Source organism: Pseudomonas putida (assembly GCF_050990305.1).
GTDB classification, from domain to species: Bacteria; Pseudomonadota; Gammaproteobacteria; order Pseudomonadales; family Pseudomonadaceae; genus Aquipseudomonas; species Aquipseudomonas putida_AH.
This window is the reverse complement of record NZ_CP158817.1, coordinates 2,035,374-2,047,006: the sequence shown is the minus strand read 5'-3', so window position 1 is coordinate 2,047,006 and position 11,633 is coordinate 2,035,374. Positions and strand designations below refer to the sequence as shown.

Annotated in this window: 10 protein-coding genes; 2 read left to right on the top strand and 8 right to left on the bottom strand. The window is 58.0% G+C overall.

Annotated features, from left to right (window positions below):
• The first annotated feature begins 31 nt into the window (after positions 1-31).
• Positions 32-448 (top strand): mannose-1-phosphate guanylyltransferase, encoded by a 417-nt coding sequence (locus tag ABTV22_RS09420; RefSeq protein ID WP_433739622.1) that lies wholly within the window; start codon positions 32-34, stop codon positions 446-448.
• A 310-nt stretch (positions 449-758) separates the two neighbouring features.
• Here ABTV22_RS09420 and ABTV22_RS09415 read toward each other — a convergent pair whose 3' ends face one another.
• Genes ABTV22_RS09415 through ABTV22_RS09380 form a run of 8 tightly spaced genes read right to left on the bottom strand, consistent with a single transcriptional unit; the run spans position 759 to position 10,252 of the window.
• A complete protein-coding gene (locus ABTV22_RS09415; RefSeq protein ID WP_433739621.1) occupies positions 759-1,892 on the bottom strand; it encodes a GDSL-type esterase/lipase family protein in 1,134 nt (377 codons plus the stop codon).
• Positions 1,893-1,919: 27 nt separating this feature from the next.
• Positions 1,920-2,957: an acyltransferase family protein gene (locus tag ABTV22_RS09410; protein ID WP_433739620.1), complete on the bottom strand. Its 1,038-nt coding sequence runs from the start codon at positions 2,955-2,957 to the stop codon at positions 1,920-1,922.
• 12 nt (positions 2,958-2,969) lie between these two features.
• Positions 2,970-4,073 (bottom strand): hypothetical protein, encoded by a 1,104-nt coding sequence (locus tag ABTV22_RS09405; RefSeq protein ID WP_433739619.1) that lies wholly within the window; start codon positions 4,071-4,073, stop codon positions 2,970-2,972.
• Positions 4,064-5,296: a phosphoribosylaminoimidazole carboxylase gene (locus tag ABTV22_RS09400; RefSeq protein WP_433739618.1), complete on the bottom strand. Its 1,233-nt coding sequence runs from the start codon at positions 5,294-5,296 to the stop codon at positions 4,064-4,066. Before ABTV22_RS09400 ends, ABTV22_RS09405 begins: the two co-directional genes overlap by 10 nt.
• Positions 5,293-6,405, bottom strand: coding sequence for a polysaccharide pyruvyl transferase family protein (locus tag ABTV22_RS09395; protein WP_433739617.1), 1,113 nt, complete (start codon positions 6,403-6,405; stop codon positions 5,293-5,295). The genes ABTV22_RS09400 and ABTV22_RS09395 overlap by 4 nt, the downstream gene beginning before the upstream one ends.
• Before the next feature lie 14 nt (positions 6,406-6,419).
• Complete coding sequence (locus ABTV22_RS09390) at positions 6,420-7,502, bottom strand: glycosyltransferase (RefSeq protein ID WP_433739616.1); 1,083 nt, start codon at positions 7,500-7,502, stop codon at positions 6,420-6,422.
• A 41-nt stretch (positions 7,503-7,543) separates the two neighbouring features.
• On the bottom strand, positions 7,544-9,772 hold the full coding sequence (locus tag ABTV22_RS09385) for a polysaccharide biosynthesis tyrosine autokinase (RefSeq protein ID WP_433739614.1): 2,229 nt from the start codon (positions 9,770-9,772) through the stop codon (positions 7,544-7,546).
• 39 nt (positions 9,773-9,811) lie between these two features.
• On the bottom strand, positions 9,812-10,252 hold the full coding sequence (locus ABTV22_RS09380; protein WP_433741348.1) for a low molecular weight protein-tyrosine-phosphatase: 441 nt from the start codon (positions 10,250-10,252) through the stop codon (positions 9,812-9,814).
• Between the two features lie 291 nt (positions 10,253-10,543).
• On the opposite strand from ABTV22_RS09380, the gene ABTV22_RS09375 reads away from it, so the two are divergent.
• Positions 10,544-11,500 (top strand): glycosyl hydrolase family 5, encoded by a 957-nt coding sequence (locus tag ABTV22_RS09375; protein ID WP_433739612.1) that lies wholly within the window; start codon positions 10,544-10,546, stop codon positions 11,498-11,500.
• The last annotated feature ends 133 nt before the right edge of the window (positions 11,501-11,633 follow it).

Below are 11,633 nucleotides of genomic sequence, written 5' to 3'. Positions count from 1 at the left end.
CGATGCCCACTCTTCATTCAGGCAGGCCACTATGAACATTGCACAACACTCGGCAAACGATGAACCGCAGGTGGGCAACCTCGGGGTGATGGGCTGGCTGTCACAGCATCAGCCGCTGCCCAGCGCCAACGAACCCTGGCTGGGCACTCTGCTGTTGGTGGAGCGCATCGGCATGTTTCCCTCGTCCGGGGATATACGCCGGCCGATGGCCGACCCCTACCCCCTGCTCGCTCACCTGAAACAGCTGTATGGCGAGCAGGCGCTGGAAATCGATGACCGCGACGGCCTGAAAGTGATCTTCAGCGACTGGCGATTCCGGGTGCGCATTTGCTGCAACGACCCGGCGATCATCATCAATGTGGAGACCCGGTGTGATACGCAGTTGATGCCGCGCAAAACGGCGGAGTTGCTCAATCAACTGGACACTTTCGAAATGACGGCCCTGTAAATACCACGACCCGCGTGGGAAATTTCATTCCAATCACAGAGTTTGTGTACGACTCAAACCCTGTGGGAGCGTGGCTTGCCCGCGAAGGCGGTGGGTCAGACACCATTGATGTTGAATGTGCCGGCCTCTTCGCGGGCAAGCCACGCTCCCACAGTTTTACGGTGTACGACCTTAATACGCATTTGCTGCAACGACCCGGCGATCATCATCAACTGGACACTTTTGAAATGATGGCCTTGTAGGAGCTGCCGCAGGCTGCGATCTTTTGATTTTGTTTTTCAGATCAAAAGATCGCAGCCTGCGGCAGCTCCTACAGGGGAGGTGTTTCGTGGCAGCTATCTGTGTTGCCGCCAACGATCGTTCGATAAAGGTAATCGGCAATCACCTTCCCACCCGTGGCCGGCACCGGATGAATCCTGTCCGGTCCGATCATGGCGGCGTAGCGTTTGACGTCCGCACCGAACGCGCATTGCAGATTGACGTAACCCAGGTGCTGCGTGTGCGCCCAGGGCGCCAAAACCTGCGCATAAGCCGACATCGGATAGGCGCTCGATCGCGTGGTGTCCTGGCGCAGGATCAGGTTGATGCTCGCGGCCGGTTGAATCTCGCGGACCATCCCCACCAAGCCCTGAACGTTCTTCAGATACTGCTCAGGTTTCACGCCAAAGCCCTGATCGTTGCCACCCAGCATGATCAGGTAGAGGTCGGCGGGAATCTTCGACACCACCGCCTTCCACTGTGCCTGCCATCGAGCATCGTCGTGGTAGAAGTCAGCAGAAGCCGCGCCTGATGCCGCCAGCTTGGACACCCGCACGCCACCCTGATCGTTGCTCATCCATAGACCGAACAAGGTTGGCGCGCCTTTCGCCACTTCCAGTCTGAACGCCCAATTCGCCGCTGCCGGTACACCCGACAGCGCTACTTCCTGAACACCGGAACCGGCAAGCGTCATTGGCTGCCAGTCTTGCGAAGGCGCCCAGCGATAGCGCACCTCACTGGATTCGCCGTTGCCCAGGTAAAGCAATTTCGCCTGGGTGACGGTTGTGTCGATCACCGGCGAAGGGCTGGCATCGACCTCGAGCCAGGCACCGGGGCGCCCCGTCACGGTACGACTGTCCGGGCTGGCCTGGCCAAGGCCGGACACCTGCCAGTCGCCGCTGAAGTACTTTTCGCTGCTACGGGTGTATTGGTAATGCGTACCACCGAGTGCAGCACCATGGTTGAAGCCGACATAACCGGGACCTGCAAAACCCACTTCCCCGGCCAGTCGCTGCACCAATTTGTTCAGATAGAAATCCTGCCCGGCGCTGTAGCTGTCACCGATCACCGAGATCGACAGCACCTTCCCGGCCTTCCCTTCGCGCCACTGGCCAAATCGCTCACGTGCGTCGCCGACTTCAACCACGGTCGCGGCAACGGGACGCACATCATCAACGGCAAACACGGCGCACGTCCTTCATTCGAACCCTCATCAAGTGGGCGTCACTGTAGCGATACGGGTGGCCGGTTTATTGGCCGCCGCGCGCTCACCCAGAAACAGTACCGAGGTGAAGTTGAAGCGGCTGAACACCATCGACAGCACGACCGGCCCGAGCAAACCGCAAGCCACGCCGCCCAGCACCAGAAGGCTTTCGTCCTTCACGCCCAAACGCCACAGGACGAACCGCGAAGTCGCGGCGAACAACACATGGAACAGGAAGATCGCGTAGGAGTAGCCGCCCAGCCAAGTCAGCCATTTGGAACGCATATCACTGGACAGCAACGCGATGCAGGACACGCACCCCACCGTCAGACCGATCAGGCTGCGACGATTGACGATCAACTCGCGATCCACCGCCGCCACATACAACAGCGTCAGCGAGATCAGCACGAACACCCATGGGCCGATCAGCTTGAGCGATTGCTTCAACGCACGGACATTTTCCTGGCCGATCATTCCGGCCACGAAAAACGGTAGCAAGTAGATCGCACCGTTGATGCCAAACGCATCGACTTTGAAAGGTGGTAACAGAAACACCCCTGCCGCAAACACAAACAGCAGGTATAGACGCGTCGCCGTGCGCAACAGGCCGCGCCACTCCAGCAGGCCGACAAACATGAAAATGATGAACACCGCCTGCAAGAACCAGAAGTGGTTAACCGGCACGTAGAACGACAGCAACGCGTCGATCACACCGACATCCTTGTTCACCCCGGGCCCCACCGCCTGCAACACCGAAAACGGCACCCCCACGCAAAACAACGGCACGATCAGCCGCCGCACCTTGCCGGTAAAAAACGCCGAAAAGTCATTGCCGCGGATTTTGTAAATGGAATAGATGTACCCCGAAATGAAGGTGAACAGCGGCATGCGCACGTACACCATGGAATCGGCGAGCACCCGGAACGGCGAACCCAGGTCTATTTTCAAACCGCCGCCCAACGGGCCGATCACGTGATAAAGCACCAGCAGCAGGCACGCCAGGCCGCGCAGGGTTTCGATTTCCAGGGACTTTTTATTGCCCGACATACAGCACCTGCCTCAATTCAGAATTCTTGATTCGACCAACACCGGTTTGTTGGCCCGCAACATCAAGCCCAGGCCCACGAACAGCACCGGCACCACCATGGAGAAGTGCCGGGCGAAAGAGCCGAAATCGGGTTCGAACAAGCCTTGAACCAACAAGAACGCCAGGGGAATCGCGATCAGTTCCTTGGGCTTGGTCTGGATCGGCGCGCCCTTGTAATCGGTGGAGGTGATGACTTTGAACAGCAACAACGCCGTCATGATCATCAATGCCACGAAGATCACTTGGCCCGGCCCCGACAGCAGAATCAGTTCCACCGGGAACGACAACCGGAAGAAGATGATCATCGAGTCCAGCGCCTGGGAAACGAAATCCCCACCGCTGAGCCAAGACACGATCAACGACTTCGAGCCCTCCTCGCCCGCCGTACGCAGTTCGTTGTTACTGGCGCGAATCGATGACACCGAATAACCGAGCGCCAATTGAATCGCCGTGGCGATCGCCAGGTAGAACAGGAACAGCATCAGGAAGAAAGTGAAACGCGACACGTATTTCTTCATCACGCAGACGCCGACCCAGGCCAACGAAAACAGGATCCAGTAGGGTCGGATCAAGACGCCATAAATCAACGCGGACAGGAAAAACCCACCGCGATATTTGTGGGTCAACGAGCTGAGCAAAATACTCAGCACCGCCACCGACACGATGATTTCCTTGGTCAGGTTTTCCAGGAAAAACGAACGCACGATCCCCCACAGACACAGGGTGCCGAAAATCGCCAGCGGCATGCGGCGAAAGACCACCACCGGAATGGCCGTGAGGAAAAAATTGCAGAACATGCCATAGGCCCAGGCATTGGTCAGATTGATGCCCGTGGGTCGGAGCAGGAACGCCGAGCACTCGTAGGAAGAACGATCCGGCGAGAACGGATTCCAGAAATTGCAGTTGTCAGCGCGGGCGTAGGACATCCACAGGGTCATGGCATCCGGGCCGGGATCGCGGGGCACCAACAGCGGCATGGCCACCGACAGGAACAACCCGGTGAACAGAATCAGAAACGAAATCGATGAATCGAGTTTCCTGCCCCGAAACTCGATGCACGGCAGCTTCAGGCCCATGACAACGCCGCCTTTTTCCCCTGGCTCACACGGGTCAGCACGGCAATGACGCCCAACTGCACGATGATCGCGAAGACATTGCCCCAGGCCGCGCCCAGGATCGAGTAATGCTTGATCAGCACGTAGCTGACCGGCGCTGATACCAACAGGCAGATGGCTGCACTGGCGAGTGACACCCGGCTGTTTTTCGAGGCGATCAGTCCGCCCCAGACAATGTCGCCGATGGCGCGCAGAGCAAAGGAGAAAATCAGCACACCGAGGATCGCGTTATCAGGACGCGCAACCTCAGTGCCGACGTAATCGAGCACGACATTGAAGAACAGATAGATCAGCACCGCCACCGCCGCCGACACGGCCAACGAGCGCATCACCCATTTGTTCACGAACAGCTGCCTGACCGTGAAGGGTTGTTGATCGGCCTGATAACGCTTGGCGAGCACAGGGATGCCCACCACTGCCACCACCGCGTAAGACAGCGCCTGCAAGGTGTTGGCCGCCGACCAGGCGTACACATATTTACCCAGGCTGGCGTAGGGTTCGAGGTCGACGATCAGAAAGCGCTCGGCATACTGACTCAACGCAATCAGACCCGTGCCCAAGTAAAACGGTAACCCGGCTTTCCACACGGTGGCCGTGGCCAGTGTCCCCGCCGCTCGCCCCTGATGAACCTTCACCACAATCAGGTAACCGGCCACAATCACCAGCACGTTAGCGGCCACCCACAGCCACAACACACTGGCGATTCCGGACACCCAGCCGAGCGCCATCGCGCCCACCGCCAACAGCGCCCACAGGCCGGTCTTGATGAAAAACAGAACCGCGCCCGCCGTGGCTTTCTGCGCGGAAAACACGAAGGAGTTGATTTCGAAGGACAGGTGCTCGGTGAGCAGCACCAACGTCACACAGAGGATCAGCGTGGTCGTTGCCTCGACCGTCTGGAACAGTGAATAAATCAGCACCGTCATCACCGACAACAGCAGCCCGACCGCCAGGTACAGCAGCAGTACCTTGTCGACGACCCGCCGCGAACTGCCACCGACACTGATCAGCCGATTGATTTCGGAACTGAAGCCGACGCTGTAGAACTTCGACGCGATCAAGGACGCCGCCATGACCACGCCGTAGAAACCCAACGCGTCATAACCCAAGTAATGGGTGATGGCCAACACCAGCAAAAACTTCGCGCCCAATGCTCCGCCCCGGAGCAACAGCCGCAATATCATCGAACGATTCCTTTGATGATCTCGTCCATGGCCACGGTCTTGGCTTCGATTTCACGACAGGTGTCGGTCAGGCGTTTACCGAAATCGGCCAGCGCGTTCGGTGCGTACACCGTGTTGATGATGGTATCGACATCGATATCGCCGCCATTGATCACCCAGTCCTCCACGCCCATGTCCTGGTAGGCGCCGAAACCTTTGCGCTCATAGCTGATGTGGAACGCCGGAACGCCGGACAGCAGTGATTCGATGGCGCCATGCAGCCTGACCGAGATCACCAGGTCTGGCTGATGCTTGGCCAGCGTTGCCTTCAATGGCAACAGCGCTTCGGTGATGCCCAGTTCCCGATAGAACGCGCCGTCGTCGTTGCCCCGCACCGCGCTCTGCACCGCGCAGACCACTTTGCTCTTGTTCTTCAAACGCTGCAGCAGCACTTTGAGGTTGGCGATGTAGGCGACCTTCTTTTCCTTGCTCCACTCAGGCGGCTTGCGCAGCACCACACACACCGTTGCCGGTGACGAAGCGCATCGAGTGAACTTGGGCTGCATGAGGATCTTGCTGGCCAATGCCTGGACCGCCAGGTCTGGTGCCCGGTACACATTCTCACAGGCATCGAACATCGCCGAGGACCTGTTATCGCGCACAAACACCGCATCGGCACGGGCGTAATGCTCGACGATCTTGCTGCTTTCGCCGTGGAAAGGACCGATGCTTTGCGGCAGGTACACCGACGGCACCTTGCTCAGGATCGCCGTTTCCAGTTGTTTGGCGTGCCCCAGTTTCAACTTGATATGTTCAAAGGCGCTTTTGGAGCGCATATAGCCGCCACCGACCCCGACAATCAAATCCGTGGTCTTCAACAAATTCGCCAGACCGGCATAAGACTGATTGAGGAACACCGCTTGCTTGACCCGCCCCAGGCCCTTGGCGGCCATCACCGGCGCGTCAAAACGCGGATGGGGCAAGTAACTGAATGATTGCGGGTCGGACGCCACGACATTGATCGAGGTGTCGGCGCCGAAGTTTCGTTGCACCAGGGCGATAGCCAGATCCACGAGCAGGCCATCACCGGAATTGGAGGCACTGTAGCCGTGCAAAATCGTTACGTTCATAAGCTGATGTCTACTTAATAAGTGGGAGCGCAATACAGGTCGTAGGTTTGCCGGATCATCAACGCGGCGTTGAAGCGCTCGCGGACGATTCGGCGGCCTTCGATGCCAAGGGCCGACAACGCGGGCTTCTGGATCTTCATCAAGCGGTCGGCGAGGGCCTGGTGGTCACCGGAGGGAAAGACGTAGCCCGTCACGCCATGGGTGACCAACTCAGGCAAGGAGGTGCAGTCGCTGGCGATCACCGGCAAGCCCATGGCCATGCCTTCCAGGGGCACCATGGCAAAGCCTTCCCAGCGGCTCGGGACGATCAGCGCATCGGCCTTTTGATACAGCGCCTGCACCTCGGCGGGCGTCACCCAAGGCAGGTATTCAACGCCATCCAGAGGCGGACACTCGACCGCCTCCTCATTGACCGCACTGCCCACCACTGTCAGCTTCAGATCGCTGCGCTGCACTTTGGCGTAGGCCTTGAGCAACACATCGAAGCCTTTCTGATAGTCGAGCCGCCCGACAAACAGCAGATGAATGGGCTCAGGGGCTTGGGTCTTGCGCTCTTCATCCTTGTGATGAATGCCGTTGTAGATCAGCTTCATGCGCTTGCGCTGAATGCCAAACGCCGCCGCTTTGTCCAGTTCGTACTGACTGACGCAAATGATCACGTCCGTGACCTTCTGCAACACACGCTCAATCAGCGAATAGACTTTCTGCTTGGTCGGCGAGCTTTCCATCAGGAACGAAAAGGCATGGGGGCAGTAGACGATTTTCGGCGAACGCCAGGGCCGCAGAACCAGGCACACGCAACGGCCGATCACCCCGGAGAACGTGCTGTGCAAATGCACTACATCGGGTTTTTCCTTGAGCATCGTCCGGGTCAGTTGCCAGGCAAAACGCAGCAACGACCGCACATCCCGCCCGGTTCTGACAAAGGTCCGAATCTGTTGCTCATCGACGCCGTGCAGTTCTTTTTTCTGGTCGAGTGGAACCAGATAGACCAGCTCATAGTTCGCGGCCTCGTCCTGGGGTGAAGTCGATATCGTCCGGATAACGGTAGCGACGCCACCTTTTATCGTTTCAGCCACGTGCAGTATTTTTTTCACAACCCACCCACTTCCATGCATGTAATGACAATCGCTGACACTCAGGATTTGTCCGACGCGTATTCGTAGTTGTAGTAACCGTAGCCACCGTTGCCGTAGTAGCTGGCGGCTCGCTTCTGGACACCGTTGAACACGGCCCCTTTCAACTCGATACCGTTCTGGGCAAATCGACGAATCGTCAGTTCGATCTCTTTGGCAGGGTTCACCCCGAAACGGGTGACGATCAGGCTGATCCCCGCTTCGCGGCCGACAATCGCCGCATCGGTCACGGCCAGCAGCGGTGGCGTATCGATAATCACCACGTCATACCGTTCGCTAAGTTGGGCCAGCAGCTCGCGGAAGTTGGCGTGCATCAACAGCTCTGAAGGGTTGGGCGGTATCTGCCCACGGCTGATGAAGTGCAAGTTCTCCACTTCGACCTCGTTGATCGCCTGCTCAATGGTGCAGCGCTTGACCAACAGGTCCGAGAGGCCATTGCTGATCGGGGTGTTGAGCGTGCGGTGCAGGTGTCCTTTGCGCATGTCGGCGTCGATCAGCACCACACGCTGTCCGCTTTGCGCCATGACGGCCGCCAGGTTGGAGGAGACGAAGGTTTTGCCGACCTGAGGACTCGGGCCGGAAATCATGATGCGATTGTTGGTCGAATCCAGCCCGGCAAAGTGCAAACAGGTCCGCAGGCTGCGGATCGACTCGATGGACAGGTCCGTCGGGTTGCGCAGCGCCAACAGATACGCCGGTGTGTCCGCCCCGTCTTTGGTGCGTACTTTCTTGCTGTCTTCTTCCTGCTGCAGCGGGCTGTAGGGAATCGACGCGTACACCGGCAACCCGAGTTGCTCGATGGCTTCCGGCGCTTCCAGCCCACGGCTCAGGGATTTACGCAGCAACACCAAGGCCACGCCGATAAAGGCGCCGAGGAAGGTCGCGATCAGGACGATCAGGGCTTTGCGCGGTTTCACCGGGTTGGTCATGTCGACATCCGCCGAGTCGACCAGCCGCACGTTACCCACCGCCCCGGCCCGGACGATGTCCAGTTCCTGGGACTTGTTCAGCAATTGCGTGTAGATCTGCGACGCCACTTCCACATCGCGGGTCAGGTTCAGCAGTTCCTGTTGCGTGGCCGGCAGATCCTGGACCTTGCTCTCCAGCGACTTCTGTTGCTGGGTCAATTCGCCGATCTGCGTCATCAGCGCGCGATACGCCGGGTGCTGTCGGGTGAATTTGCGATCCAGCTCCGCCTGTTGCAATTTCAACTCGGAGATCCGGGTATCCAGACTGACGGCCTGCCCCAGCACCGATTGGGTTTCGAGGGAAATATTGACGGTCTTGCCATGGGTTTGATAACTGTTGAGCGCATCGCTGGCCTTGGCCAGATCGCGTTTGACCTGAGGCAACTGGCCTTGCAGGAAGGCCAGGCTCTGCGCTGCTTCGGCTGAAGTGCGCTGCACGTTCTGCTGCACATACAGCGACGAAACCTTGTTGAGGATCTGCACCGCCTCAGGCGCGTCGGTGCTGGCCAGGGCGAGGCGGATGATGCCCGACTCCTTGCCTTGCTCGGAAATGTCCAGCGCATCCTGGTAGTTCTGGATCGCAACGATTCTTGGGTTGCGCACCACTTCGAAGCGGGTGCCGGGGTTCGCCAGCAATCGGGCGACCACCCCTTCTACCCCATTTTGAGCAAAGGCAATGCCGGCAACGCCTTCAACCAGCAGGTTGTCGTTGTCATCCAACAACTGGAATCGATGGTCCGCTCCCGCAATCAGCGTGAGCTTCTTGCCCAACAGTTCCTTGGGCAAATCGAGCCGCGTGAATTCCAGGCGTTCACCGCCCCAGGCGTAGCTGCTGAGGCCCAAACGGGGCGCTGCCACGCTGGACTCAGTGTCACCCCGATAACGGCGAGCAAGAAAACTACCGATCACCGGAAAGGTGTTGGGGGTGATGTCGATATCCAAGTGCAGGTCATCGACGGTTTTGCCGATCACCGCGCGGGACTTGATGATGCCGATTTCGGTCACCGACGGCGATTGACCGCCGAGCATGCTGCTGAGGTCCGCAAAACCGAGCATGTCGTTCTTTTTCGGTTCGACCTGCACCAGTGCGTTCGCCAGGTACACCGGCGTCGACAACACCGCATAGGCGACACCGGTCACCATGAACGCACCGGTGAGCGCGCCTATCAGCCATTTCTGGTCGATCAAGGTGCCAAATATACCGAGAAGATCGATATCGTCTCGTTCGTTTTCCCGGGTGCCGATTACTGTCGGTAACTGCATAAGTTTGTTCTTACCATTCACTGATCTGAAGAATATTCATCAATACCCGAGGCGCTGTGCCCATGAGCAAACAGCATCTTCAATCAATGCATGGGCATGAATAAAAGCGGCCTTTCCTTGACGATACGGATCCTGTATTTCTCGTTCGCTTTGCCACTTTCCGAGAAGAAACACTTTGCCCCTGGCGTGCGAGGCCACATTCAGCACTTGTTTTACATGTTCTTTTTCCATGACCAGTATCAAGTCGGATTCATTAACGATATCCGCCGTGATTTGCCGAGCCTTGAACCCCTCGGCGCTATGCCCGTGGTTTTCCAACACCTGGCGCGCAGCGGGTTCCATGGGCTCGCCAACCCGCGCGGCCAGGCCCGCGGAGGCCACGGAAATGGTTGAAGGTGCCAGCGCGTTACGCAGCAATAGTTCTGCTGTCGGACTTCGGCAGATATTGCCCACGCAGACAACAAGGATCTTTTTGAACAAGGTTTGCCTTCCGTGTAATGTCAATCGGCCAACATGTCGAATGGATTTAAATAAACCCATAAGACCTTCCTGCACTCGGAAATAAATTCGCCTTGTTAATACCGGTGCATTAAGTACCACAGCCCTTAAAAGCCCCCCAATCAGAATTACCGGACCAAAAATAACTGTGATTTTCAGTGCCGGGTTTTCCGACAAAAAATAACATTCGTGCACTTTGTGCCCTCGCCTTCATCAAAAGATGAATCTCGAAAAAACACATTCACACCGTTATTTCTCACCCGGAGAGCAGGCATGACATCAGCACATCTCAAACGACTCGGCGCACTGGCCCTGTGGGCGCTCGGTGTGGCCAGTCAGGTGCATGCCAGCGAACTGTTCCCGGTACTGGCGGATAACAAGACCATCGGCGTCCAGGTGAAGATCCAGAACTTCACCCCCGCCGACGCCGGGCAGATCAAAGCAGCGGGCTTCGGTTTTGTGCGTTTTGGCGTCTGGACCGACAGCCTGGGTGGCGCGACCTATCAAAAGCAGATCAGCGATGCCTTTGCCGCCGCCAGGTCTGCAGGCCTGCCGGTGCTGATGACCGTACGCGCCATCAAGCCGCTGACCGCCACACCCGACGGCCTGGCGACAGCGGGTGAAGCATTCGCCAGCGCGTTGACCGGCCTGGAGAAGTCGTACGGCCCACAGCTGGTGGCGATTGAAATATGGAATGAGCCGGACCTGGCAACGTACTGGCCGACGCACAATTTCGACACGACCTTTGCGCCGTTCATGAGCGCCGTGTGCAAGTCGCTGCAGGACACACCGCCATCGACACCCCTGATCGGCTTCGGCTTCGCCCGTCCGCCCTTTGCCGGCTCCGCATCCACGGCCACCCTCAACCGCATCGTCAGTGACTACCCACAATGCCTCAGGGCCATTTCCTACCATCCCTATGGCATGACGGGCTCCCAGATCAGCAAGGCCCAGGCGTTTATCCAGCAAAACTTCCATCTGCCGGGGGTCATCAGTGAATGGGGGGTATCAGCGCTCGGCTCCAACGGCGGAAACGAGGGACAAGCCAGTAAAATCCAGGCGTTCGTCAAAGACGTTAAAACGCTCAACATCCCGCTGACGTCGATTTATGAATGGAAAAACAGCGAGACCGGCGGTAATGATCGGGAGAGAAATTTTGGCCTGCTGAACGCTGACGGTCAGCCGAAACCGGCGAAAATGGCGGTCGACGCACAACTCAATGCGCAGTAAGCCCCAGGGTCACAGGTCAGTTGCTTTGAACCTGTGGCCAGTTTTGGCATCGTATTGACCAGTACCAGGCCCGGCCTTTCAAACAGCCGTTTTGAGGATGTTGCCGCTTGGGCCGTCTATACACGTAAGTACC